Source organism: Bizionia argentinensis JUB59, assembly GCF_000224335.1.
GTDB classification, from domain to species: Bacteria; Bacteroidota; Bacteroidia; order Flavobacteriales; family Flavobacteriaceae; genus Algorimicrobium; species Algorimicrobium argentinense.
On the sequence record NZ_AFXZ01000022.1, the window covers coordinates 13811 to 37145 of the forward strand.

At 34.3% G+C, this 23335-nt stretch carries 27 protein-coding genes and 1 tRNA gene; 15 read left to right on the forward strand and 13 right to left on the reverse strand.

Annotated features, from left to right (window positions below; translation table 11 throughout):
• Window positions 1-7: 7 nt before the first annotated feature.
• The 4 genes from BZARG_RS07255 to BZARG_RS07270 are packed head-to-tail and all read right to left on the reverse strand — an operon-like array spanning window position 8 to window position 2607.
• Entirely contained in the window at window positions 8-1531 is a 1524-nt protein-coding gene (locus BZARG_RS07255; RefSeq protein ID WP_008636945.1) for an OmpP1/FadL family transporter, read from the reverse strand.
• A gap of 29 nt (window positions 1532-1560) precedes the next feature.
• Entirely contained in the window at window positions 1561-2028 is a 468-nt protein-coding gene (locus BZARG_RS07260) for a hypothetical protein (protein WP_008636912.1), read from the reverse strand.
• The gene (locus BZARG_RS07265) at window positions 2025-2267 is read right to left on the reverse strand and encodes a hypothetical protein (RefSeq protein ID WP_123766891.1); all 243 of its coding nucleotides are present in this window, start codon (window positions 2265-2267) and stop codon (window positions 2025-2027) included. The genes BZARG_RS07260 and BZARG_RS07265 overlap by 4 nt, the downstream gene beginning before the upstream one ends.
• Window positions 2268-2310: 43 nt before the next feature.
• Window positions 2311-2607: a hypothetical protein gene (locus BZARG_RS07270; RefSeq protein ID WP_008636939.1), complete on the reverse strand. Its 297-nt coding sequence runs from the start codon at window positions 2605-2607 to the stop codon at window positions 2311-2313.
• A gap of 99 nt (window positions 2608-2706) precedes the next feature.
• Between BZARG_RS07270 and proS the strand changes: the two genes are divergently transcribed.
• The 3 genes from proS (at window position 2707) to rpsT (ending at window position 4698) form a co-directional block, all read left to right on the forward strand.
• Entirely contained in the window at window positions 2707-4185 is a 1479-nt protein-coding gene (proS, locus tag BZARG_RS07275) for a proline--tRNA ligase (RefSeq protein WP_008636883.1), read from the forward strand.
• A gap of 157 nt (window positions 4186-4342) precedes the next feature.
• A tRNA-Glu gene (locus BZARG_RS07280) sits at window positions 4343-4414 on the forward strand.
• Between the two features lie 29 nt (window positions 4415-4443).
• Entirely contained in the window at window positions 4444-4698 is a 255-nt protein-coding gene (gene rpsT, locus BZARG_RS07285) for a 30S ribosomal protein S20 (RefSeq protein WP_040288151.1), read from the forward strand.
• A 160-nt stretch (window positions 4699-4858) separates the two neighbouring features.
• On the opposite strand, the gene rho is transcribed toward rpsT, so the two are convergent.
• Window positions 4859-6547 (reverse strand): transcription termination factor Rho, encoded by a 1689-nt coding sequence (gene rho, locus BZARG_RS07290; RefSeq protein WP_008636916.1) that lies wholly within the window; start codon window positions 6545-6547, stop codon window positions 4859-4861.
• A 205-nt stretch (window positions 6548-6752) separates the two neighbouring features.
• Here rho and BZARG_RS07295 point away from each other — a divergent pair, with 205 nt between their 5' ends.
• A complete protein-coding gene (locus BZARG_RS07295) occupies window positions 6753-7163 on the forward strand; it encodes a DUF4293 domain-containing protein (RefSeq protein WP_008636879.1) in 411 nt (136 codons plus the stop codon).
• Window positions 7164-7333: 170 nt separating this feature from the next.
• Here the strand turns inward: BZARG_RS07295 and BZARG_RS07300 are convergent, their stop codons facing one another.
• Window positions 7334-7825, reverse strand: a complete 492-nt coding sequence (locus BZARG_RS07300; RefSeq protein WP_008636933.1) for a metallophosphoesterase family protein — start codon at window positions 7823-7825, stop codon at window positions 7334-7336.
• A gap of 120 nt (window positions 7826-7945) precedes the next feature.
• Between BZARG_RS07300 and truA the strand changes: the two genes are divergently transcribed.
• Window positions 7946-8695: a tRNA pseudouridine(38-40) synthase TruA gene (gene truA, locus BZARG_RS07305; protein WP_008636944.1), complete on the forward strand. Its 750-nt coding sequence runs from the start codon at window positions 7946-7948 to the stop codon at window positions 8693-8695.
• A complete protein-coding gene (locus BZARG_RS07310) occupies window positions 8685-10454 on the forward strand; it encodes an ABC transporter ATP-binding protein (protein ID WP_008636932.1) in 1770 nt (589 codons plus the stop codon). The genes truA and BZARG_RS07310 overlap by 11 nt, the downstream gene beginning before the upstream one ends.
• Before the next feature lie 6 nt (window positions 10455-10460).
• Here the strand turns inward: BZARG_RS07310 and BZARG_RS07315 are convergent, their stop codons facing one another.
• From BZARG_RS07315 to folP, 3 genes are read right to left on the reverse strand one after another with little or no spacing between them, the layout of a single operon-like run.
• Window positions 10461-11246, reverse strand: coding sequence for a diadenylate cyclase (locus tag BZARG_RS07315; RefSeq protein ID WP_008636935.1), 786 nt, complete (start codon window positions 11244-11246; stop codon window positions 10461-10463).
• 36 nt (window positions 11247-11282) lie between these two features.
• Window positions 11283-11948 carry a hypothetical protein gene (locus BZARG_RS15225; RefSeq protein ID WP_008636887.1) on the reverse strand — a complete coding sequence of 222 codons (666 nt, stop codon included), beginning with the start codon at window positions 11946-11948 and terminating at the stop codon, window positions 11283-11285.
• A 6-nt stretch (window positions 11949-11954) separates the two neighbouring features.
• Entirely contained in the window at window positions 11955-12776 is an 822-nt protein-coding gene (gene folP / locus BZARG_RS07325) for a dihydropteroate synthase (protein ID WP_008636880.1), read from the reverse strand.
• 142 nt (window positions 12777-12918) lie between these two features.
• Here folP and BZARG_RS07330 point away from each other — a divergent pair, with 142 nt between their 5' ends.
• The 9 genes from BZARG_RS07330 to BZARG_RS07360 all read left to right on the forward strand — a co-directional run bounded on the left by BZARG_RS07330 (window position 12919) and on the right by BZARG_RS07360 (window position 18744).
• On the forward strand, window positions 12919-13464 hold the full coding sequence (locus tag BZARG_RS07330) for a DUF1599 domain-containing protein (protein ID WP_008636942.1): 546 nt from the start codon (window positions 12919-12921) through the stop codon (window positions 13462-13464).
• A 25-nt stretch (window positions 13465-13489) separates the two neighbouring features.
• Window positions 13490-13663, forward strand: coding sequence for a hypothetical protein (locus tag BZARG_RS15925; protein ID WP_008636872.1), 174 nt, complete (start codon window positions 13490-13492; stop codon window positions 13661-13663).
• Between the two features lie 29 nt (window positions 13664-13692).
• Window positions 13693-13842, forward strand: a complete 150-nt coding sequence (locus BZARG_RS16190; RefSeq protein WP_394330513.1) for a four helix bundle protein — start codon at window positions 13693-13695, stop codon at window positions 13840-13842.
• Between the two features lie 83 nt (window positions 13843-13925).
• Window positions 13926-15020: a BT_3928 family protein gene (locus BZARG_RS07335; RefSeq protein WP_008636892.1), complete on the forward strand. Its 1095-nt coding sequence runs from the start codon at window positions 13926-13928 to the stop codon at window positions 15018-15020.
• Window positions 15021-15054: 34 nt separating this feature from the next.
• Window positions 15055-16131 carry an ABC transporter permease gene (locus BZARG_RS07340; RefSeq protein ID WP_040288153.1) on the forward strand — a complete coding sequence of 359 codons (1077 nt, stop codon included), beginning with the start codon at window positions 15055-15057 and terminating at the stop codon, window positions 16129-16131.
• Between the two features lie 121 nt (window positions 16132-16252).
• On the forward strand, window positions 16253-17002 hold the full coding sequence (gene tpiA, locus BZARG_RS07345; protein WP_008636929.1) for a triose-phosphate isomerase: 750 nt from the start codon (window positions 16253-16255) through the stop codon (window positions 17000-17002).
• Window positions 17003-17014: 12 nt separating this feature from the next.
• The gene (gene prmA, locus BZARG_RS07350; protein ID WP_008636915.1) at window positions 17015-17854 is read left to right on the forward strand and encodes a 50S ribosomal protein L11 methyltransferase; all 840 of its coding nucleotides are present in this window, start codon (window positions 17015-17017) and stop codon (window positions 17852-17854) included.
• Between the two features lie 40 nt (window positions 17855-17894).
• A complete protein-coding gene (locus tag BZARG_RS07355; protein WP_040288162.1) occupies window positions 17895-18170 on the forward strand; it encodes an ATP-dependent Clp protease adaptor ClpS in 276 nt (91 codons plus the stop codon).
• A gap of 145 nt (window positions 18171-18315) precedes the next feature.
• The gene (locus tag BZARG_RS07360) at window positions 18316-18744 is read left to right on the forward strand and encodes an organic hydroperoxide resistance protein (protein WP_008636889.1); all 429 of its coding nucleotides are present in this window, start codon (window positions 18316-18318) and stop codon (window positions 18742-18744) included.
• Window positions 18745-18894: 150 nt separating this feature from the next.
• Here BZARG_RS07360 and BZARG_RS07365 read toward each other — a convergent pair whose 3' ends face one another.
• The 4 genes from BZARG_RS07365 to BZARG_RS07380 form a co-directional block, all read right to left on the reverse strand.
• Window positions 18895-21057, reverse strand: a complete 2163-nt coding sequence (locus BZARG_RS07365) for a TlpA family protein disulfide reductase (RefSeq protein WP_008636943.1) — start codon at window positions 21055-21057, stop codon at window positions 18895-18897.
• Window positions 21058-21854: 797 nt separating this feature from the next.
• The gene (locus tag BZARG_RS07370; protein WP_008636908.1) at window positions 21855-22805 is read right to left on the reverse strand and encodes a HipA domain-containing protein; all 951 of its coding nucleotides are present in this window, start codon (window positions 22803-22805) and stop codon (window positions 21855-21857) included.
• Entirely contained in the window at window positions 22802-23116 is a 315-nt protein-coding gene (locus BZARG_RS07375) for a HipA N-terminal domain-containing protein (protein WP_008636918.1), read from the reverse strand. Before BZARG_RS07375 ends, BZARG_RS07370 begins: the two co-directional genes overlap by 4 nt.
• On the reverse strand, window positions 23088-23330 hold the full coding sequence (locus BZARG_RS07380) for a helix-turn-helix domain-containing protein (RefSeq protein WP_008636886.1): 243 nt from the start codon (window positions 23328-23330) through the stop codon (window positions 23088-23090). Before BZARG_RS07380 ends, BZARG_RS07375 begins: the two co-directional genes overlap by 29 nt.
• Window positions 23331-23335 lie beyond the last annotated feature (5 nt).

Genomic DNA, 23335 nt, shown 5'->3' on the forward strand with positions numbered 1-23335 from the left:
AGATTACTTATAAGTTGAAACTTAAAGTAAGTGTTACATTGGAGTTTCGACTTTCAATATTTGCTCTATCAGTTAGACCTGTATTATATAGTCCAGTTTCGTTAGTTTGCTGAGCCTGATCGTATGTTAAATCAATTCTCGTCATGTTTCCGAAGTTATAACCCAGACCAAAAGAATAACCTGATATATCACCAATAGCAGAGTCATCCTTATAAGGACTCTCTTCATATCGGTAACCAGCTCGCACGCTTAAACTGTTCAGTTTAACCTCACCACCCAATCTATATGTCGATGCCGCTGTTAAGGCGTTTTCCATTCTGTTGTTTTCAGAATTAAAATACGCGTCAGAGGTCGGTTTAAATTTGGTGTTACTATAATCTTTTAAAGAGTAGTCAAAACTAATTAAGCCATGCGTACCAAAGATATAAGCTAAACTACCCGTGAATTTACCCGGGCTTTGTAATTTGTAACTTGGGTAAATATTAGTAATGTATGGGTTTATAGTTTGTGTTACGTTCGTACCACCGTCGTCTCTTACAGTTGATAGATATTGTGATGTTTCTTCATTAATAGTAAGCCATGTTGGCGATTTATAACTTAAACCAGCTCGCAAACCTTCGGTAACCTTATAAATGGTTCCAATTTGAAATGAAAATCCAGAACCTGTTGTATATATATCATTTTCAAAACGCACATTGCTTACCGTCGATCCTGTGTTTGTATTGCTTTCATATAAGGACGTAAATTCCTCATAGTTTATAAAATGCGAATTTAGGTTAATACCTAAATGCAACTTTTCACCAATTTGCGTGGCAGCATTAAAAGTGAATTTACCGTTATAACCTCTTGATACCATGTTGTATTCTTGGTAGTAATTACCAGGCGCAATATTTGAGGTGTATACCGTGTTCTCATCGTCATTTGTAAGCGGCTGTAATATATAGGACTCATACCCTAAAAATGCTTGTTGATTTGTAAATCCATAATAACTACCAATATCACGATATGCTTGCGAATAGGATTCGCCCGGTAAAGCAGAAATTTCGTCTAACCTTAAACCATTGGAATTTTGCATGAAATAATCGCCTATGGAGTTATTAGAATTGGTTCCAGAGGCAAACCATTTATCGTTATAATCACTTATTTTATCATAAGACGCACCGATTGTAAATTTTTTCCAAATTGAATTCGGGTTTTTGTTATAGAAAACAAAAGCCGCACCTGTTTGGTTAACATCGAAATTAGATTCAGATGATTCCGAATACCCATTATAAAAAGCCGTTTTATTTTTGGTGTACATATTGGCTAATGATAAAGAGATATGACCGGAATTAAAAATTGCCGAACCTGCCGGGTTGATACTTACCGCACTCATATCGCCTCCCAATGCTCCAAAAGCACCGCTTAAAGCTCTATATCTCGCTGTTCCTTGAATGTTGTCTTCCGAGTAGCGGAGCGCATCAGACATATCTTGCGCGTAAATTTGTGACATTGTCAATATAGCCGTTGACATTAGAATTAATTTCTTCATAATACTTTTTTCTTTTTCTTAATTATCTGTTAGCGTCCGCCTCCACGTCTACCTCCAGAACCTCCTCTTGTGCTACCTGAAGAACTACGACCACCACTAGAACCACTAGCGTTTGAAGAAGAACTTCTTCTTGATGTGTTGTAGTTGTTATTACTATTATTGTTACTCCTTCTTGGTTGTGTTGTTGTATTTGTACGCTTGGTGTTTGTATTAACACGTGGCGATGTAGTGTTGTTACTTCTTCTCGTTGTGTTTGTGTTTACACGAGGTGTATTTGAATTATTTCTTCTAGTAGTATTTATATCACTATTAGATCGTGTACTACCTCTTCTTGGCGTAGAGAAAGATGTTTGCGTTCTACTACTTCTTGTTACTGTATTATTTGTTGAGCCTCGTCGTGCATTACTGTCCTTGTAAATTCGCTCTGTATTATAATATCTAGATGTTGCGTTGCGTCCTGTTTGACTATTATAAACACTACCGCGTCTACTATTCATATAGGCAACATTATTCCTGTTATAATTTCCGCCATAATAACTACCGTAGTAGCCACCATAACCATACCATTGATTGTAATAACCACCATATCCATACCCTCCATAATAAGGTGAGTGGTAACCATAACCATATCCATATCTTGGATAGTATCCAGAATAATATGGCGAATATCCATAATAGAATGGTGAGTAAAAGGAATTGTAAAAACCAGCGTTAGCATAAACGTTAATGGATACATTAGCACTTTCTTGACCCCAACCAGCGTAAGATTCAGGTGCTACTTATGTACCGTCGTCCTCTACATAATCACCTTCATAGTCATCTACATCTGTAAAAATTTCGTTTTCTTCTGCATATAAATCTAGTTCAGACGATTTTTCGGTGAAGTAATTTTTATAATAAGAACTAGCTTCAGCGTTATTAGCTTCTACATAGGATTCTTGTTCTATTGGCGTTGTTGAAGAGCCATAAATACCATCGTTACTTTGTTGGTAAGTACCACAAGCTGTCATTAAAAGCAAACTGCTTAAAATCGCTATCGTGGGTATTTTTTCTGTAAAGTAGTTTTTATAGGACATATCTCTTAATTTTATTGTTGAACATAACAAAAATAGTTAGTTTTGTGAAACTATTTCTATATTTAACATAGTCGCAATTTTTGTGCCAAAAACCTGAATATGAGCAAAAAACTTACAAGTAGAGCAGAAGACTACTCTAAATGGTATAATGAATTGGTTGTCAAGGCAGACCTTGCCGAAAATTCAGCAGTACGTGGCTGCATGGTCATTAAACCTTATGGCTTTGCTATTTGGGAAAAAATTCAAGCGGAATTAGATCGCATGTTTAAAGAAACAGGTCACCAAAATGCCTACTTCCCTTTATTTATTCCTAAAAGTTTATTTGAAGCTGAAGAAAAAAATGCCGAAGGTTTTGCTAAAGAGTGTGCTATTGTAACACATTATAGATTACAAAACGATCCAGATAATCCAGGGAAGCTGCGTGTAGATCCAGAAGCCAAACTAGAGGAGGAGCTAATAGTAAGACCTACCAGTGAAGCAATTATATGGAATACATATAAAGGATGGATTCAATCGTACAGAGATTTACCTATTTTAATAAACCAATGGGCCAATGTTGTGCGTTGGGAAATGCGTACACGATTATTTTTAAGAACAGCCGAATTTTTATGGCAAGAAGGTCATACAGCTCATGCTACCGAAGCGGAAGCTATTAAGGAAGCGGAATTAATGAATAATGTTTATGCAACATTTGTCGAAAATTTCATGGCTATACCTGTTGTTAAAGGTATAAAAACAGACAGTGAACGTTTTGCTGGCGCTGTAGAAACCTATTGTATTGAAGCATTAATGCAAGATGGAAAAGCTTTACAAGCAGGAACTTCACACTTTTTGGGTCAAAACTTTGCCAAAGCATTCGATGTCAAATTTGCAACAAAAGAAGGTAAGCAAGAATATGTATGGGCAACATCATGGGGTGTTTCCACACGTTTAATGGGTGCGCTAATAATGACGCATAGTGACGACCATGGTTTGGTATTACCACCCAATTTGGCACCAAACCAAGTAGTGATTGTGCCAATTTATAAAACCGAAGAGCAGTTAGAGCAAATAACAACGCTTGTAAATGTTATTATGGGTGAGCTACGATCCAAAGGTGTTACCGTTAAGTTTGATGATAGAGATACATTTAGACCAGGAGCTAAATTTGCACAGCACGAGTTGCAAGGCGTTCCTTTACGTATAGCTATAGGGCCAAAAGACCTAGAAAATGGAACAGTAGAGCTTGCTAGACGTGACACATTAACTAAAGAAGTGATTTCAATTGATAATTTAACAGACACTGTTGAAAGATTAATGACGGAGATTCAAACTAGTTTGTATGAAAAAGCACTTAATTATAGAGATTCGCATACCACAGAAGTTGATAATTTCGATGATTTTAAAACTATTTTAGAAGATAAAGGTGGTTTTATTTCAGCGCATTGGGACGGAACCGAAGAAACTGAAACAAAAATCAAAGAATTAACAAAAGCGACAATTCGTTGTATTCCTATGGATGGAGACACGCAAAGTGGTGATTGTGTGTATTCTGGGAAGCCTTCTAGTAGGCGTGTGCTTTTTGCAAAAGCATACTAAATGAAAGTTTTTTTAAAATATTTCAAATAGTAGTTGCAACACTTAAAAATATTTGTATTTTTGCATCCGCAATGGGAACATTGTGAGTTATTTTGACAAAAATAAAATTTGCAGGTTTAAATTTAATTATATATATTTGCAAACTGAAAAACAAAATGGCCCGTTCGTCTATCGGCTAGGACGCATGGTTTTCATCCATGTAAGAGGGGTTCGATTCCCCTACGGGCTACAATTTTTATTTAATAAGAAAAGATACAAATGGCAAATCATAAGTCAGCGTTAAAAAGAATTAGAAGTAACGAATCTAAACGTTTAAGAAATAAATTTAAGCACAAGACAACTCGTAATGCAATCAGAAAATTGCGTGATACGAGTGATCAAAGACAAGCACAAGAATTGTTTGTTGATGTTACTGCTATGATTGATAAATTAGCGAAGAAAAATATTATACATAATAATAAGGCTGCCAACTTGAAGTCTGGTTTAGCTAAGCATATAGCTTCTTTAGCATAAAGAAGAAAAGTTTATAATTAAAAAAGCTTCTCTTATCGAGAGGCTTTTTTTATGTGAAAATTTCAAATTTATAGAAAGTTTAAATCCAGTTTTGTTTATAATTAAAAATGCCTTGAGAAATTCTCAAGGCATTTTTTAGTTTTATATATTTGATTCGCTTTTAACCATTCATGGAAATTAAAAACTCTTCATTGTTTTTAGTTTGTTTAAAACGTTCGTTTATAAATTCCATAGCTTCTACAGGATTCATATCTGCTAGGTACTTACGCATTACCCACATACGTTTAATAGTCGTTTCATCTAATAGAATGTCATCACGACGCGTACTTGATGAGGTTAAATCGATAGCAGGGAAAATACGACGGTTAGATATTTTTCTATCTAATTGTAGTTCCATATTACCGGTTCCTTTGAATTCTTCAAAGATAACTTCATCCATTTTAGATCCTGTGTCTGTTAATGCTGTTGCAATAATAGTTAACGATCCGCCATTTTCAATATTACGAGCAGCACCAAAGAAACGTTTTGGTTTGTGCAATGCATTGGCATCAACACCACCACTTAATATTTTTCCTGAAGCTGGTTGTACAGAGTTATAGGCTCTTGCTAAACGTGTAATAGAATCTAATAAAATAACTACATCATGACCACATTCTACCAAGCGCTTGGCTTTCTCTAAAACAATATTGGCAATTTTTACGTGCTCGTGTGCTTCTTTATCAAAGGTTGAAGCAATTACTTCGCCACGTACATTACGTTGCATGTCGGTAACTTCTTCAGGACGTTCATCAATTAATAAAATCATTTGATATACTTCCGGGTGGTTTGCTGCAATAGCATTCGCCACATCCTTTAATAGCATCGTTTTTCCTGTTTTAGGCTGCGATACTATCATACCACGTTGTCCTTTTCCAATAGGAGAAAACAAATCCATGATTCGCGTAGAAATTGTACTTTGCTTTCCGGCAAGATTAAATTTTTCTTGAGGAAAAAGTGGTGTTAAATGCTCGAAAGAAACTCTGTCTCTTACTACATCTGGACTTTGACCATTAATTTTACTAACACGAATTAAAGGAAAGTATTTTTCGCCTTCTTTTGGAGGTCTAACATTTCCTAATACAGTATCTCCAACTTTTAAACCGAATAAACGAATTTGCGATTGTGATACGTATATATCATCTGGAGACGATAAATAGTTGTAGTCAGACGAACGTAAAAAACCGTAACCATCTTGCATAACATCCAAAACCCCTTCACTCTCTATAATAGCATCAAACTCAAAGTCTGGCTCTCTATAGCGATTTCTGGTGTCTTTATTACCGTTATTTTTCTTGTCGTGTTTTGTTGGACGGTTGTCCTTTTGCTTATCCTCCTGTGTGTTGCCGTTTTTGTCCTCACGTTTGTTTGGTTTATTTGGCTTAGGTCTTGGATTTGGCTTGTTTTGTTTGGGAGGCGTTGTGGTAGTTTCCTTTTCTGTTTCAGCATCTGGCGTTTTCGCTTTATTAGCGACTACTTCAATACTGTCTTTAGGTTTATCCTCCGATTTAGTTTCAATTGGACTTTCCGTTTTCGGCTTAATGGCTCTCGGAACTTTTTGAACACGCTTTCTTGGTGTTTTTTCTTCTGTCTTTTCGGCCGGTTTTACTGCAGGTTTCTCCACAGGTTTCTCGGGCTTTGTTTCCGTAGCAACAACTTCCTTAATTTCTTTAGGGTTGGCTGCTTGGTAATCTAGAATTTGATAAACTAAATCTAATTTTTTTAAGGAACGATATTTTGAAACGTTCAGTTTTTGAGCTATTTCCTGTAATTCAGGAAGCTTCATTGCTTTTAATTGAGATATTTCAAACATTGATATTGATGTTGAATTGAATGTTTTATTTTAATATTGTTAAGGTGAATAATTCCGAAGAAAAATTGATCTTATTTTAGAAGAATAATGTGTTACAAATCTGATAGTTGCAAAACATTACTGCAATTATACAACTTTATTTTCTTTTTTTTAGCTTAATTTTAAAAGAAACTGCTATTTTTGCAGTTGATAAATTAGAATATTAATGCTTCAACGAATTCAAACTATATTTTTATTATTAGCTGCTATAGTATCTGGTGGCTTAATTTTTGTGTTTGAATTATGGTCCACTCCTGAAGATGTAAAAGTGTTTGCATTGGATATTAATTACATATTTGCTATGTTTATAGTATCCGCAGTATTATCTATTTTATCCATAGCCAAGTATAAAAAAAGGATGTCGCAATTTATGTTGGGGCGCCTAAACATCATATTAAACTTTTTTTTACTAGGATTATTTGTGTATCAATCTCTAAATTTATCTGGAGAAACTGTTGTTTCAGAGAAAGGTATTGGGATTTTTCTTCCTATTGTTTCTATCGTTTTCTTGGCATTAGCCAATAAAGCCATCAAAAAGGATGAGGATCTTGTGAAATCTGTAGATCGATTACGATAAACCTATCATCTTAGTAGTATTAGTGCGTGAGCCCAAGGTGAAGATCTTGGGCTTTTTTATTTTCTCTCTTAATCCCTCTGATGTAAGTTGAGATCTTGAGGGTTTAGCATATTCCATTTAAATGAATTAAACTTTTGTAATCTTGTGTAGTCTTTCCTTCTAAAAATGATTTAGGATGGGAATTCAATCACTTCTAAATTATCAATTTTCTTACCGTCAATAGTAAAACGCAGCATCGTCCGCACATTATGAAAGCCTTGCTTCCCAACAGCACCGGGATTCATATGTATTAAATTGAGTTTTTTATCCGGCATGACTTTTAAAATATGTGAATGTCCTGAAATAAAAATTCGGGGTGGATTCTCTTTAATCATTTCTCTAATGCGGACATTATATTTATTTGGATAACCGCCAATATGCGTAATCCAAACATCAACACCTTCACACATAAATCGGTTGTCTAAAGGGAACTCCAATCGGGCTTTTTCGTCGTCAATATTGCCATAAACACCACGTAAAGGTTTTAAAGCTTTAATAGCGTCGGTAACTTTCAAATTACCAATATCGCCAGCATGCCATACTTCATCTGCTTGTTTTACGTATTTTAAAACAGCGTCGTCTATATAACTATGGGTATCGGAAAGTAGGAGTATTTTTTTCATAAATATTTTACGAATCCCGATAGCTTTCGGGAGGAATCTTTTTATTTATTTAACTTTCATTTGAAATTTCAAGAAAGATTAAAATTCTATCTTTGCTTTTTACAAAAATAGCATTTACCATTGAGATATTTTATAGAACTTTCATATAATGGACAGGCATATCACGGCTGGCAAAATCAGCCTAACGCTATTTCTGTGCAAGAAGTTATAGAAAAAGCGTTGTCCACTATTTTAGGACAAAAAACGGCTGTTGTTGGGGCAGGAAGAACGGATGCTGGCGTACATGCTAAGCAAATGTTTGCGCATTTTGAAACCGATGCTGATTTTAGTATTGAAAAACTGTCTTATAAATTGAATGCTTTTCTTCCAGAAGATATAGCGGTTCATAATGTATTTTCGGTAACACCAGAAGCACACGCGCGTTTTCATGCTACAAGCCGAACTTATTTGTATAGAATAGCTTTAGATAAAAGTGCGTTTAACTATCAATCAGCGTATTTTGTAAAGAAAAAATTAGAAATTAATAAGATGCAGGCAGCAGCAAACAGCTTATTAAACTATAAAGATTTTCAATGCTTTTCCAAATCAAAAACAGATGTAAATACGTATAATTGTAATATTATGCAGGTGCATTTTGAACAGGTGGATGGCGAATTGCACTTTACAATTCAAGCCGATCGTTTTTTGCGCAATATGGTTCGGGCTATTGTAGGCACATTAATAAATATTGGGTTAGGAAAAATTAATTTATCCGACTTACACAACATTATAGAATCTAAAAACAGACAAGAAGCAGGCTATTCCGTTCCTGCTCATGGTTTATATTTAATACATATTTCGTATCCAGAGACGATAATAAATGGCAACTAAAACAGATAATAAAATACTAGACACCAACTTGCTTAAAAAGCTTGTTAAATACATGAAACCATATAACACCGTTTTTATTGGTGTATTATTCGTGGTGATTTTGTTGGCGCTTTTAGGAGCAGCCAGGCCTTATATTTTACAACAAGCTATTGACAAAAATATAGCTACTAAAACTTTAGAAGGCTTTGTTCCTTATATTCTATTAATGGCCGGTTTACTATTTTTTGAGGTGGTTAGTCAGTTGTTATTTATTTTCTATGCCAGCTGGTTAGGACAAACAGTTGTTAAAGATATTCGGGTTGTATTATTTAACCATATGCTTCGTTTTAAAATGAAGTATTATGATAATTCGTCGGTCGGTGTTCTCATTACACGTGCCATTACAGATATGGAGCGTATTGCCGCTATTTTTGGCGAAGGTTTATTTATGATTTTTCGAGATTTATTAACCATGCTTGTCGTTTCAGGCGTTATGGTTTATATGAACTGGCAATTAAGTCTGATTGTTTTTTTAATGTTACCATTGGTTTTATATGCAACGCGAATTTTTCAGAAGTATATGAAAAAGGCTTTTGAAGAAGTTCGTACGGAAGTTTCAAACTTAAACTCCTTTGTTCAAGAGCGGGTAACGGGCATGAAAATTCTACAGCTGTTTACACGGGAAGATACCGAGTTTAAAAACTTTGTAAAAATTAATGAGCGCCATAAAAAAGGTTGGTTAAAAACGGTTTGGTATAACTCCATATTTTTCCCAATTGCCGAGCTGTCATCATCTATAACCATTGGATTAATTGCGTGGTATGGCGGATTAAATGCCGTTGTAGACGACACGGCAACTTTAGGTGATTTAACGGCGTTTATTATGATGATTCCTATGTTATTTAGACCTCTACGTCAAATAGCAGATAAGTTTAATACTTTGCAAATGGGTATGGTGGCTGCAAACCGCGTATTTAAAGTGCTGGAAACTACCTCGCAAATTGATGATACAGGAACACAGGAGGCGGCTAATTTTAAAGGGGATATCCAATTTGAAAATGTACGTTTTAGTTATGTGGAAGAAGAGGAAGTATTAAAAGGTATTTCATTAAATGTAACTGCTGGGGATACTATTGCTATTGTTGGTGCAACAGGTGCAGGGAAGTCTACGATTATTAATTTATTAAATCGCTTTTATGAAATTAATGAAGGTGTAATTAAAATTGATGGTACAGATATTACAGCCTTCACTTTAGCGTCTTTACGTCAGCAAATCGCTGTAGTTTTGCAAGATGTATTTTTATTTGCCGATACTATTTTAAATAATATAACCTTAAACAATCCTCATATTACCGAATCGGATGTTGTGGAAGCGGCAAAAGCTATTGGAATTCACGATTTTATAATGACTTTGCCTGGGGGTTATCACTATAACGTTAAAGAACGTGGCGCTATGCTGTCTTCTGGTCAACGCCAATTAATTTCATTTTTGCGTGCTTATGTCACCAATCCGAGTATTCTAGTATTGGATGAAGCCACATCCTCTGTCGATTCGTATTCGGAACAACTGATACAAAATGCGACGGATAAAATAACGAAAAACCGAACCTCTATTGTCATAGCACACCGATTAGCAACAATTAAAAAAGCGGATCAGATTATTGTTATGGATGCTGGAGAAATTGTGGAGCAAGGAACACATTCCGAACTTCTTAAAAAGGAAAATGGTTATTATAGAAATTTATACGAAGTACAGTTTATGAAAGAGGAACTGGCTTAAAAGCGTTTAATTTAAATCTTTTCTTATCATTTCGGCAAGCTCATTGGTATCGTGAAACATAACAAAATCACCATCTTTAAAATAAGATATCTGACCGGTTTCTTCACTAACGGCAAGTGCTAAAGCATCTGTTCTTTCGGTAATTCCAACAGCTGCTCGGTGACGTAAGCCAAAGCGGCTAGGTAAAGTCTTGTCATTATTAACAGGTAATATAACTCGTGTTGCTTTTACAATATTATTTGCAATAATTATTGCGCCATCGTGCAGCGGACTATTTTTAAAGAAAATACTTTCAATAATGGGCTGTGTTACTTTAATATTCATTTCGTCTCCTGTGGTTGTAAGGAAATCTAAATTATTATTGTGTTCTAAAACAATTAAAGCGCCAGTTTTAGACGCGCTCATTTTATTACAAGCCGAAAGAATGATATCCACATCCGTTTCATTTGCTGTTTCGGTTTGTAAAAACTTAAACTGCCTAAAAAACTTGCCGCGTTTGCTAATATTGGTAGAGCCTACCATTAATAAAAACTTTCTAATTTCCTGTTGGAAAACTACGATTAACGCAATAATTCCAACACTCATAAAACCACCCAGAATCCTACTTAACATTTTCATTTGCAAGGTTTCGGTGACTAAATAAATAAGGTAAACGATAACAATACCTATAAAAATATTGATGGCAACTGTGCCTTTTACTAATTTGTACACATAATAGAGTAGGGCTGCCACAAGAACAACATCCACAATATCTATTACGGTGAACTTTAATAGGTCGTCAAAAATATTCAAAAGCGCGTGTTTTTTTGTAAATGTAACAATTTACGATTAATAAATAAATTCGTTCGTATCTAGAATTAACTTTTCAGAAACGACTGATAATAAAGCCGATTTTAGACTAATATATTCCTGAAATGTCAGCGATTCTGACATATTTAAAACCATATAAGTTGTTTCAGAAATTGAACTGTTTTTTAAATCTGAAACGAGCTGCTGAAGGTTTATAGTGTTTTCTCCATCAGGAAGACCTATGCTTTTTAATGATTCTACTTGAAGTTTTAAGCTGTTTTCCTCCAGGCTATTCCATGCTTTCTTGGAACTTACCACAGAATCCTTTGTGTGATAATATACATCCGTAAATTCGACGAATCCTAAATTTTTAATACTCGTATCATTACAAGAATAATAGTTTTTGGCATCTTCATTTTTATGTAATTCCGAACTACGTTTTTTATTCTGAAGAAATTGTATTTTAGGAATTAACTGTTTTAAAGTAAGACGTTTGTCTACATTTACTAACCAGTTTGTGGTAATAATTAAGTTCTTCCTGTTTAATTCAATATTATTAACGGCAGTCGAATCGTAAAATAAATAAGCTGGAGATACATCCAAAACCTCGTGAATGTTTGATTGTTCAACTTCAGGAAGCAAAATAACCTTTTCATTATTGCAGGCTATAAAAAGTAACGGGATTAAAAATTTGAAATATTTCATAATGAATTAATTGAGTTCGTTAGTAAGTTTAATACATTCCATGGCTTCCTTAACATCATGAACCCTAAGAATGCTCGCGCCTTTCTGTAAGGCAATTGTGTTTAATACGCTTGTACCATTTAAGGCTTCTCTTGCTGTGCTTTTTAGTGTTTTATAAATCATCGATTTTCTTGAAACCCCAATGAGAAGTGACCTTTCTAATAATTGAAAATGTTTTAGATGTTTCAATAATTCAAAATTCTGTTCACGAGTTTTGGCAAAACCAAAACCAGGATCGATAATAATATCTTTAATATGGTGTGTTTTGGCTTCTGCAATACGTTCTGAAAAATAAAACAGAATATCTTTTATAAGCGAATGATATTCAGTTAAATCCTGCATGGTTTGTGGCGTGCCACGCATATGCATCATTATATATGGAACGTGTAAGCTTCCAACAACTTTAAGCATGTTTGCGTCTAATTTTCCAGCAGAAATGTCATTAACCAAAGCAGCACCAGCTAAAATACTTTCTTTGGCAACCTGACTTCTAAAGGTGTCAACTGAAAGGAGAACATCGGGAAATTCAGTAATAATAGATTGAATAATAGGAAGTATGCGACTTAACTCTTCGGTTTCTGAAACAAAATCAGCATTTGGCTTGGAGCTGTAGGCGCCAACATCAATAAAAGTAGCACCTTGCTCGAGCATCTCGTTAACTTGAGAAAGTACAGCATTCGTGTCTTTGTATTTACCGCCATCATAAAAGGAGTCTGGCGTAAGATTTAAAATACCCATCACTTTTGGTGCCGATATATCAATCAAGTTTCCTTTACAATTAATGGTCATAATATTAAAGTCTATTTTGATAACAAAATTAGCATATTCAGACTAAAGCAGGCGCGTATTTATGGCAAAATAAAAACATTCATCATCTAACTTTGAACTTTAAACTATTTAAGCGAAATTTACGCAAAATTCAATGTCACACATGGCAGATACATCACAACAATATGATGCTGTAATTTCAATTTGCAGAAACCTTTTCGAAAAAAAAATGTCTGATTATGGCAGTGCATGGCGTATTTTACGTTTACCATCACTTACCGATCAAATTTTTATAAAAGCACAACGTATTCGCGGCTTGCAGCAAAACGGCGTGCAAAAAGTTGAAGAAGGCGAGGTAAGTGAATTCATCGGAATAATCAATTACTGTGTCATGGCGCTTATACAAATAGATAAAGGCGTTGTAGAGCAACCCGATTTGTTAACAGAAGAAGCTGTTAGATTATACGCAGAAAAAGTGGCGTTAACCAAAGAACTCATGATGAATAAGAATCATGATTATGGGGAAGCTTGGCGTGATATGCGTGTGAGTAGTTTAACGGATTTAATCCTTCAGAAATTATTACGCGTGAAACAAATTGAAAATAATCAGGGCAAAACCTTGGTTAGTGAAGGTATTGATGCCAATTATCAGGATATTATAAATTATGCTGTTTTTGCAATTATCCATTTAGAAGGGATGGATAGCTAACAAATACCAAAAACTAAATTCCAAAATGAGCGATACTAAAACATTTAATCTGGAATTACGAACTTTTGAGTTTGCTCGAGATTGTTGGTTTTTAGTTCAAGATTTAAATTGGTCGATTTCAAATCAAGATGATGCGAAACAATTAGTAAGATCATATGGTTCAGTTGGGCAAATTATATTGAAGGAAATGAAAAGTTAGGCGAAAAGGATTTATTATTTCGTTTAAAAATATCAAGAAAAGAAGCAAAGAAAAGTGAGTACTGGCTAAAATTATTAAAAGAATTAAATAAAGCAGAAGCCGACAGAATTCAAAAGTTAATAGCAAAAGCAAGTGAATTAAGAAAAACCCTTTCTGCAATTATAAATAAGTTAAAATAAAAGTCTGTTAATTATATTCTGAAATTTGAGTGCTCCTTACTTTTTGGAATTTGAATTTTTAGATTTTAAAAAAAAATATAGTTATGAAATATATAGTAAGTTTTAGTCGCATATTCGTGGGAGTCCTATTTATCATTTCCGGATTCATTAAACTGAATGACCCACTTGGGTTTTCGTATAAACTACAAGAATATTTTGGCGAAGGCGTATTGAACTTACCGTTTTTAGTACCTTATGCGTTAATAATTTCCATATTAGTGGTTATTTTTGAAGTTGTATTAGGCGTTTTTCTTTTAGTAGGATACAAACCTAAATTTACGGTCTATAGCTTATTGGCCATGATTGTATTCTTTACATTCCTAACATTCTATTCGGCTTATTTTGATAAAGTAAAAGATTGTGGATGCTTTGGTGATGCTTTAAAATTAACGCCATGGGAAAGCTTTACTAAAGATATTATACTATTATTTTTTATTGTAATTCTGGTTGTTGGTGTAAAACACATTAAGCCATTATTTGGTAGTTTGGTCGTTACTGTTATCGCTCTATTAAGTTTTCTAGCATCTTTATCATTCGCTTATTACGTGTTAATGCATTTGCCAGCAATCGATTTCAGAGCCTATAAAGTTGGGGCTAATATTCAAGAAGGTATGACGATTCCGGATAATGCGCCAAAACCAATTCAGGAATTTATATGGACTTTTAAAGTAAATGGTGAAGATCAACAATTTAAAACCGATGGGAGTTATCCTTCAGTGGATGGCGAATATGTAGACGTAGAATCTAAAGTTATTGACCCAGGTTATGAACCGTCAGTAGTTGATTTTTCTATAGAAACAGAAGAGGAGGATTTTACGGAACATTTCTTAAAGGAAGATAAACTAATCATGATTATTATGTATAATTTAGCAACTGCCGAACCTGATGGCGTGGCGAAATTAAAAACTTTTTCTGATAAAGCGTTGATCAAAGGCTATACCGTTATTGGTTTATCCGCTTCGGGAGGTGATGAGAAGGAAGAGTTTAAAGCAAATCATAAATTGAATTTCGATTTCTATTTATGTGATGAAAAGGCCCTTAAAACAGTAGTTAGAGCGAGTCCAGGAATCGTTAAGTTGGAAAAAGGTACGGTTATTCAAAAGGCACATTGGAACGACCTTGAAGGAATGAAACTTTAAGATTATAACAATCATTATAGAAAGCATTTAGCATCTGATCAATTATCTAATACATAAAGTTTTTTACGCATTGCTTACTTTGTTTGGAGTAGTAACGGTGATATTTTTATTATTTAATGTTTTACCGGGTGATCCAGCGCAAATGATGTTGGGACAAAATCAATCCGCTGAACAAGTAGAAGCTGTCCGCCAGAAATACGGCTTCGACAAACCCAAAACAACCCAGTACTTTTATTATATAAACGATTTGTTGCCCGTATCCTTTCACTCTAAAAATGAAAACGATTACACCTTTTTACGAAAAGGGAAATATTCGTCAACGCCTTTGTTTACAATAGGCAACACCACTACGGTTCTAAAATTTCCATTTTTGCGCGAATCTTTTACAAAGCAAGGTAAAAAGGTTTCCGAGGTTATAGGTGAAACCTTGCCAAACACATTTGTTTTAGCTGTTTCAGCCATAGTAATCGCTATGTTTTTGGGACTTATTTTAGGCGTGGTTTCTGCCATCTATAAGGACACTTGGTTGGATAAACTCATTCAAATTGTCAGTACAGTTGGTATGAGTGTGCCATCTTTTTTTAGCGCCATTTTATTCGCCTGGTTCTTTGGATTCGTACTGCATGAGTTTACCGGTCTTAAAATGACGGGAAGTCTTTATGAACTCGATGATTATGGAGAAGCCATGCATATTCAATGGAAAAACTTAATTCTTCCAGCGGTTGTTTTAGGTATTCGTCCGTTGGCCGTAGTTATTCAATTAATGCGGAACTCACTGTTAGAAGTTTATAATCAGGATTTTATTCGAACCGCGCGTGCTAAAGGTTTAAGCGAATATCAAATCATAAAAAATCATGCAATAAAGAACGCTATGAATCCGGTTGTTACCGCCATTTCGGGGTGGTTTGCATCCATGTTAGCAGGTGCCGTTTTTGTAGAGTATATTTTTGGTTGGAATGGATTGGGTAAAGAAATCGTAAACGCCTTAAACACGCTGGATTTACCTGTTATTATGGGATCTGTGCTCATAATTGCGGTTATCTTCATAATAATCAATATTTTTGTAGATATAATTTATACTTGGCTGGATCCTAAAGTATCATTGCAATAATGCCAGCAAAGTGAAGAATGGAATAGCAAATAGAATAGCATTTCAGTCTAAGTATAAATCAAAACAAATAAAATAGTTTTAAAAAACACCCTTCTCTTTTAAGAAGGTTTAGAATAGGATTATGAGAAAACAAATAGTAGCAGGAAACTGGAAAATGAATAACGATTTGGTGGAAACGAAAACGCTTATCACCGAATTGAAAAACGCAAAAAAAACCTCGAATGCTGAAGTGATGATTGCACCATCATTCACCAATTTATGGACTGCTTTCGAATCGCTTAAAGAATATAGTGTAGAAGTGATTGCTCAAAATATGCACTTTGCAGAAAGTGGTGCATATACAGGAGAAATTAGCGCATCTATGTTAAGTAGTATCGGTATAAAAACGGTGATTTTAGGACATAGTGAACGTCGCGCTTATTTTAATGAAACAGATGAATTGTTAGCTAAAAAAGTAGATGCTGCCTTGAAAAATGAGATGCGTACTATTTTTTGTTTTGGTGAAGAATTATCGGATAGAAAATCTGGTAATCACGAAACGATTGTTGAAAATCAAATCAAGAATGCCTTGTTTCATTTGGATGCAACAGCTTTTAAACATATCGTTTTAGCTTACGAACCAGTTTGGGCTATTGGAACTGGCGAAACAGCCAGTCCGGAACAAGCTCAAGAAATGCATGCTTTTATTAGAAAAACCTTGGCAGACACATATGGTCAGGAACTGGCAGATTCTGTTTCTATATTATATGGTGGAAGCGTCAAGGCTAGCAATGCACAAGAAATTTTTTCAAAACCCGATGTGGATGGCGGATTAATTGGTGGTGCTGCACTAAAGGCAGACGATTTTATGGCTATTGTTAATGCATTTTAATAAGAAGAGACTATGTCAAATTTAATATATATAGGTTACGATTTTAAAGTCGCGCCTTTACAACCAGGAGTCGAAATTTTAATTGCCGAACTCGGTTATGGTGGTTTTGAAAGTTTTGTAGAAACAGAAACAGGTGTTACTGCATATATTCAGAAAGATGAATGGAATGCTGATATTTTAAAAGATATTCAGATTTTAGATTCTGATGAATTTGAAATTACATTTGAATATAACGAAATCGAGCAAGTAAATTGGAATGCGGAATGGGAACGAAATTTCAATCCAATTGTCGTGGACGATATTTGTGCTGTTCGTGCGCCGTTTCATGATAAATTTGATAAGGAATACGATATTATTATCGAACCTAAAATGAGTTTTGGTACCGGACATCATGAAACAACACATATGATGCTTCAGCATATTCTAAAAAACGATTTCAAAGATAAATCTGTTTTAGATATGGGCTGTGGAACTGGTGTTTTAGCAATTTTGGCTGAAATGAAGGGTGCCAAACCATTAGATGCAATAGATATTGATAATTGGTGCTATTTAAATAGTTTGGAGAATGTAGAGCGAAATAAGTGTCATCATATTACTGTTTTAGAAGGTGATGCGAGTTTGTTGAAAGATAAAACTTACGATATTATTATTGCTAATATCAATCGAAATATTCTACTTCAGGATATTCCTGTGTACGCTACTTGTTTAAATGCTAAAGGTTTATTATTTTTAAGTGGATTTTATAAAGAGGATATTCCGGCAATTGAAGAACTTTGTAATAAGGTAGGTTTAAAATGCGTTGATACATTAGAACAAAATAATTGGGTTGCCTTAAAATTTGAAAAAGAATAATTGTTGATTGAATTTTATTCAGAAACAAAATATTAGAATTATGAGTACAAGAGAACAAACATTAGAAGATGTTTTACTACAAGAAGAGGTTTTGGTTGAAAACGAAATCGTTTTGTATAATGATGAAGTTAATACTTTCGATCATGTTATTAATACGTTGATTTACGCTTGCGATCACACAGCTGAACAAGCAGAACAGTGTTCTATTTTAGTACACTATAAAGGACAATGTACCGTTAAAACAGGATCGTATAAAAAGCTAGAACCTATGTGTACTATGCTTTTAGAAGCCGGATTAAGTGCTGAAATTAGTTAAAACAGTATGCAAAATTCATAAAAAAAAGCAAGCTAGGTAAACAAGCTTGCTTTTTTTATACGCATGTTTTAGGAGAATTTTATGGATTTTCATTTTATAAAGTGTCAGAATGGTAGTATATTATGATAAACTAAAAAAGAAAGAAATGAAAACATTATATGAAGCAACCACGCAAGCTATAGGTGGGAGAAAAGGACATGTAAAATCAGAAAACAGTCCTGTCGATTTTAATTTGTCCGTCCCGAAATCTATGGGTGGCGATGGTGGAAATGGCGCCAATCCGGAACAGTTATTTGGAGCCGCTTATGCTGCATGTTTTGGAGGCGCTTTACAGTCTGTTGCTAAAAGTGAAGGAATTGAAATTGATAGCAATGCTTTAAGCATTACCGCTATTATTGGATTTTGTGAAGATGAAGATGGCTTCTTTTTAGAAGCGACTTTGGATTGTTATATTCCGAATGTAGATTTAGAAACTGGAGAAGATTTGGTGGAAAAGGCTCATGAAGTTTGCCCTTTTAGTAAAGCAACACGTGATAATATTACAGTCAATTTAAACTTACTAGTAGATGAGTAATATTTGATGTTGAGAATTATTTATCATAAAAAAAGCAAGCTATATTTATAGCTTGCTTTTTATGTCTCAGAGGTTTAAAAAATCACATTTTTAAGATTTTAATGCGATTTTCAATTACATTAATTTAATTCAGACGCAAGAGTTACCTTTTTAATCTTTAGCTAATTCTTCCTGTAAGATCGCTTTTAACTCTTTAACTGTAGGGTTTCCAATATTATCATTAACAACCTCTCCTTTTTTGTTAACTAACATATAACGGGGAACTCCAGAAAATTGAAACTTTTTTAATAAGTAGTCCCATTCCTCTGTAGAAACTCTATAGTGTTCGCCAGCTATCTCTGTAATTGCTTGTCTCCATTTGTTTTCTGATGATCTTTTATTATCACCAGTTATATATAAAAAGACAACATCTTCATTTTTCATCTCCTCTTTAAGTGGCGCAGCTCTCTTAATAGCAGGTATACATATTCCACACCAAGTTGCCCAAAAATCGACATAAATAACTTTACCTTTAAACTTTTTGATTATGGATTCAAATAATTCTTCGTTCTCTGTTTTTTGTATAGTATTAATGTTGTAAGTAATTTTTGTTTGAGTTGCTTTAGCTTTTTTAGCAGCAACCATTATATAACTTGCTAAAAAAGGATCTTTAATTTCTTGATTTATACTTTTTAAGTCTGAATCTGTAATGGTGTAACCTTCATCAAAAAAACTGCCGTATAATCTTTGAAATCTCAGAAAGTCCAGCATAAAGCCTTCTGATAGTCCAAAATACTTCTTAACGCTATCTTCAATATTGCTACTTGAATTATCTGTATCTTCAAAAGCATTAACACTAGAAGATAGTTTTGCTGTGATAAAACCGTAAAATGGGGATACTAATAAGCCCAAACGATCAGTAGTTAATTCTTCCGGAATAAAATCATAATACGAGGGTTCGATTGTATAGTCTTTAAGGACAAGTTGCGACTCTTCGTCATTGTCTTTATTTGCTTCTTTAACTGCATACATTCTTAATCTTTCATAATTAAAGATATCTAATATATTAAGAGCTTCCATTTTTATTTTTTCAATTTGAAGTGCTTTAGCGCTTAAAAATTGTTTTTTTCGCAGCTCTTGAATAGTATTAATTCTTTTATCTCTAAGGTCCTGACAAGCTTTTTTATAGTCATCAGGAGTTCCTGTGATACTTATATTTTCTAATATCTTCAAGTTTGTTTTATCCTCTAAAGAATTCTTTAAGTCCATTTCCTTCAAACCAGCATTTAACATGGCACAATCCCCCATGAAAAGAGGTGTTTTGTCGTTTATTAAGTGAAATGTTTCCTTACCGGGCTCGACATTAACTTCTTGCATGGAGGCATAGGGTGAATTCACGAGTATGTATTTTGGGTAATTAGCTGAAAATTTTATTGAAAAGCTACCATCCTCGTTAATTTTAACTTTTAAAGGATCTACTCTTAACGTAAAGGCGTCATGTAATAAAATAGATATGGAGACTTTTTCTTTTACGCGCTCTGTATAGCCTTTAATAACCCCCGAATAAGTTGTGGAGTCCATTTTAAATAAAGTAGCAGACTCGTAAGGTAAATCGTTTTCCAATATATAATTCGGGTTGTGCACTTTTTCTAAACTATATGTTTTGAGTTCTTTTGGTTTAGATCCAAAATCGACGCGTCCGTTTTTGTTAAGTTTTGCATAAACCGTTTTTAACTCACCTTTTCGCTCTAAAATAATAGTGTAGTCTTTTCCTTTGTTAGTCAGGGTTTTATAGTTCCAAACTGCTCTATCTATTATAGCTTTATTAGCATGAAAACTATAGTCCCATCGGTTGCTACCATCTGTTCGTAGCCAGTCGCCCCGAATTGCCATTGGTAATATGGATGCTTTTTCTTGATCTATAATAATGTCGTAAACATATTGGTTGTTTTTGTCATTTTCTTCATTGGGAACTGCAACGAAATCTATTATTTCTGTGTTAGCCTCTAATTTTGGGAAGTACAGGCTATAGAAAAGTTCACCTGTTGCAGATGCTTTATTTACTTCGTTTATTTTTATGCCATCTGCTTTAGTTAAAAACAGTTTTTGATCACTACCAACTACCTCTATATAACTTTTTTTAGAAACGAATACTTTCTTATAAGAATAAGACTTAATATGAAAATGTAAAACTGTAGCATTATCTAAAAAATCAATTTTTGTAATGGACCCTGAAACAGTACTTAGCCCATACTCGGGGTTTTCAATGGTTTTTTGAGCAAAGACATTGGCTAATAATAACAATAAAAGTATAGTGATGTAATAGTTTTTCATAAGGTGTTGATTGTTTGAAGCTTAATAATGGCTAATATAAAATAATTATACAAACCTAACACCCAATTAAAATAATTGTAAGAAATAACGATCAAATTAGTTAATAGTGACACTAAAAGTGACATATACTCAAAAATTCAAAAATTAGATAGGAGTGATATGTAAGGAAAACTGAATATTTTGGATTTTTGCGCATCCCAAAAGCTGCAATATGATAAAAAGAATGTAAACTTATAAATTCAACCTGGTGAGTTATTTAGTCATATTTATAAAATAAAACAAAGCTCTATGGGATTGATATGCATCCAAAAAGCTCCGTTTTAAGATTATTACGAACAAAATAAGGCTCAAGTAAACTTGGCGATTTGGCTATAAATGAGGAAGTGGATTCGCTGCGGGCATCCGTAAAGATCCGCTTTGATACTAATTGAAGTAAAAAACCTCAATCTCGCTATGAAGGATTTTTAAGATAAAGCATGTCTTTCGGATTGCTGCGCATCCATAAAGCTCCTCCCGACGCTTCGGGATTGAAAAGAAAAAATCCATACATTAAATCAAGCTCGCTTGAATTTATAAGTATGGATTTTTCATTTATTCGTGACCTCGACTGGATTCAAACCCAATCGGCAAACACTTGATATTGTTGAGGTTTCCAGATTTGCTTTGCAAATGGTAACCGAATAGCAGACACTTTGAATGAACGTGTTTGGTTTTAAATGACTTTCAAACCTTTCTACTAAATTACAAAAAACTAGGATTCAAACCTATATAAATTAGATGAAATACTATTAGCGTTTTTAAAATTTTAGATTAATTTGTTGTGCTCGTTTAGAAATTAGTTCTTTGAATGCTTCTTTTTTTTCAATGCTTAAAAAGCTGTTATTAATTAGTTGCTCCCATTCTGTCATTCCGGTTTCTATACGTTTCCAAGTGTTTTGGATAGCCTTATTAGGAATACCACTTCCTGCTATGGCGCTCTCAAAATCCGTACGTTTTATACGATTCTTTTTGCCATTGATATTGAGTGCTAGCTCTTCTGGATCGTCAACAAGTAGTTGTGCGGAAATCATATCATATACGGGTGTTAAACTATAATTTCCTGGTGCCTCGGCAATCAGAGAGAAGTTTTTTAAATGCATATCATTGTTTCCTATAAGAAACGAAACTATTACCTGTTCATAAAAGCGTATAATATCAATTAAGGGATTATAACCGTAGGTTTTTATACCCTTTGCAATTTGCTCATAAGACCCTCTGTATTTATGTTCTGTCAAGCGTTCTGTAAACTGACAGGCATCTTCCATTGCCAATTTGCTGCCATCTGGTTTGCGGTCTATTCGTCGTGTTAGGTAAGCGAGTTCTCCATCTTTCAGGGGAATTAATAAGAAGGGTACTGTGTCTACACCGCATACTTTGGCAAGATGCATGGATAGAGCTTCTATTTGTGGCATTTCAGGGTGTAGCGCAAATGGTGGCTTTAATATAAATCGTCCATTTAAAGCTCCAACGATGGTTAGGCGCTTATTATTATTAATCTCCTCATTATTATAGCCTAAAGATAGTTTTGGCTGTACACCAGTAACGATTAAACGCTGTGCTACATTCTCTTTGGCCAGCTGGTCTATTTCCGACATGCCGTACTCCAATTGCATTACAGGTTTGTTGTCTTGCCAAAATTCTTTAAGGCAAGCTTCATGATACATATTAGTACCGCTTTCAATGGTTTTATGGCATGCTAAACAAATCATATTTCGCGAATGCTTATGTTGCCGATACAGTCGCGGCAAGTGGTTAATAATAGTCCCATGCGATCTCTAGGATTGAGCTTCCAGTTTTTATGTGCAATTTCGAGTAACCAGCCTTCTGGAATTAATCCATCAAAAAAAGGAAATAGGTATTCCGACTGATACACGTCTTCCTGCAGCGGTAATGATAGCGCTATGGGCATTGGGTTATCGGTATTCAAATATGCAGCATCGTAAGAAAAGAAGTAACCTTCATCGGTTTCTTTCAAAATGCCTGCCTGCTGGTTATTTATCCAGATTGCTCCTTGTCTCATTTTTTATAGGTGTAGGGGTTAATGTATGACCAAAGAATTGTAATAACTGATTTACTTTATCTGTCATAACATTTGGTTTGCCTTGTTCGAGTTCGCGCAGGAAACGCAAGCCAATACCTGTCAAATCTGCTAGTTCTATTTGTGTGTATTTTGCCTCTTTTCGTCTGTAGCGTACGAAAGTCGCTATGGCATTATCGCGGTCCCATGCTTTCATAATTA

Bases quoted from the DNA above. Each gene is read 5' to 3' on its own strand.
- folP (WP_008636880.1), bottom strand. From the start codon at position 12,776: ATGACCATTAATTGTAAAGGAAACTTGATTGATATATCGGCACCAAAA.
- BZARG_RS07375 (WP_008636918.1), bottom strand. From the start codon at position 23,116: ATGAGACAAGGAGCAATCTGGATAAATAACCAGCAGGCAGGCATTTTG.
- BZARG_RS07335 (WP_008636892.1), top strand. From the start codon at position 13,926: ATGAAATATATAGTAAGTTTTAGTCGCATATTCGTGGGAGTCCTATTT.
- proS (WP_008636883.1), top strand. From the start codon at position 2,707: ATGAGCAAAAAACTTACAAGTAGAGCAGAAGACTACTCTAAATGGTAT.
- tpiA (WP_008636929.1), top strand. From the start codon at position 16,253: ATGAGAAAACAAATAGTAGCAGGAAACTGGAAAATGAATAACGATTTG.
- BZARG_RS07270 (WP_008636939.1), bottom strand. From the start codon at position 2,607: ATGTCCTATAAAAACTACTTTACAGAAAAAATACCCACGATAGCGATT.
- BZARG_RS15925 (WP_008636872.1), top strand. From the start codon at position 13,490: ATGAGCGATACTAAAACATTTAATCTGGAATTACGAACTTTTGAGTTT.
- BZARG_RS07380 (WP_008636886.1), bottom strand. From the start codon at position 23,330: ATGAAAGCATGGGACCGCGATAATGCCATAGCGACTTTCGTACGCTAC.
- BZARG_RS07365 (WP_008636943.1), bottom strand. From the start codon at position 21,057: ATGAAAAACTATTACATCACTATACTTTTATTGTTATTATTAGCCAAT.
- BZARG_RS07360 (WP_008636889.1), top strand. From the start codon at position 18,316: ATGAAAACATTATATGAAGCAACCACGCAAGCTATAGGTGGGAGAAAA.
- BZARG_RS07370 (WP_008636908.1), bottom strand. From the start codon at position 22,805: ATGATTTGTTTAGCATGCCATAAAACCATTGAAAGCGGTACTAATATG.
- rho (WP_008636916.1), bottom strand. From the start codon at position 6,547: ATGTTTGAAATATCTCAATTAAAAGCAATGAAGCTTCCTGAATTACAG.
- BZARG_RS07330 (WP_008636942.1), top strand. From the start codon at position 12,919: ATGGCAGATACATCACAACAATATGATGCTGTAATTTCAATTTGCAGA.
- BZARG_RS07255 (WP_008636945.1), bottom strand. From the start codon at position 1,531: ATGAAGAAATTAATTCTAATGTCAACGGCTATATTGACAATGTCACAA.
- BZARG_RS07265 (WP_123766891.1), bottom strand. From the start codon at position 2,267: ATGTATCCATTAACGTTTATGCTAACGCTGGTTTTTACAATTCCTTTT.
- BZARG_RS07260 (WP_008636912.1), bottom strand. From the start codon at position 2,028: ATGAATAGTAGACGCGGTAGTGTTTATAATAGTCAAACAGGACGCAAC.
- BZARG_RS07300 (WP_008636933.1), bottom strand. From the start codon at position 7,825: ATGAAAAAAATACTCCTACTTTCCGATACCCATAGTTATATAGACGAC.
- rpsT (WP_040288151.1), top strand. From the start codon at position 4,444: ATGGCAAATCATAAGTCAGCGTTAAAAAGAATTAGAAGTAACGAATCT.
- prmA (WP_008636915.1), top strand. From the start codon at position 17,015: ATGTCAAATTTAATATATATAGGTTACGATTTTAAAGTCGCGCCTTTA.
- BZARG_RS07295 (WP_008636879.1), top strand. From the start codon at position 6,753: ATGCTTCAACGAATTCAAACTATATTTTTATTATTAGCTGCTATAGTA.
- BZARG_RS15225 (WP_008636887.1), bottom strand. From the start codon at position 11,948: ATGAAATATTTCAAATTTTTAATCCCGTTACTTTTTATAGCCTGCAAT.
- BZARG_RS07310 (WP_008636932.1), top strand. From the start codon at position 8,685: ATGGCAACTAAAACAGATAATAAAATACTAGACACCAACTTGCTTAAA.
- BZARG_RS07355 (WP_040288162.1), top strand. From the start codon at position 17,895: ATGAGTACAAGAGAACAAACATTAGAAGATGTTTTACTACAAGAAGAG.